At 56.4% G+C, this 636-nt stretch carries 1 protein-coding gene; it reads right to left on the reverse strand.

What is annotated here, in order from left to right:
* On the reverse strand, positions 1–636 hold a 636-nt coding region (locus tag ACTHUR_RS15310; protein ID WP_440399487.1), incomplete at both ends, for a KpsF/GutQ family sugar-phosphate isomerase.

Below are 636 nucleotides of genomic sequence, written 5' to 3' on the forward strand. Positions count from 1 at the left end.
TTTCAAGGCTTCGGTGGCTAGGCGGTCGGCGGAGATGGTTTTCGGCGAAGCGTGCATGATGTCGTCCACTTTCAAACCGGCAAAGCTGTCGCGTTCTTGAAACAGACGGCGTAAGTCGCCATCGGTAAATACCCCTTTCAGACGGCCTTCGGCATCGGTTACCGCCAACATGCCCAAGCCTTTTTCACTCATGCGGACAATGGCCTCTTTCAACGGAGTGCCCAACAAAACGGCAGGCAGGGCTTCGTCTTTGTGCATAATATCCGCCACACGCAACAGCAGGCGTTTGCCCAAGCTGCCGGCCGGATGGCTTAAAGCAAAATCGTCGGGCGTGAACGCACGTGCGCGCAGTAGGACAACCGCCAGTGCATCGCCCAACGCCATGACGGCGGTCGTACTGGAAGTCGGTGCAAGGCCGAGCGGACAGGCTTCTTTGGAAACCGCCGCGGTAATATGGATATCGGCATGACGCGCCATGGTGGAAGTCGGATGGGCAGTGATGCAGATAAGCGTGATGTTTTTGCGTTTCAACGCCGGAATAATCGCTGCAATTTCATCGCTTTCGCCGGAATTGGAAATGGCAATCACGACATCGTGGTCCACAATCATGCCCAAATCGCCGTGCGCCGCTTCGGC

This window comes from Neisseria sp. P0021.S007, from assembly GCF_051956855.1.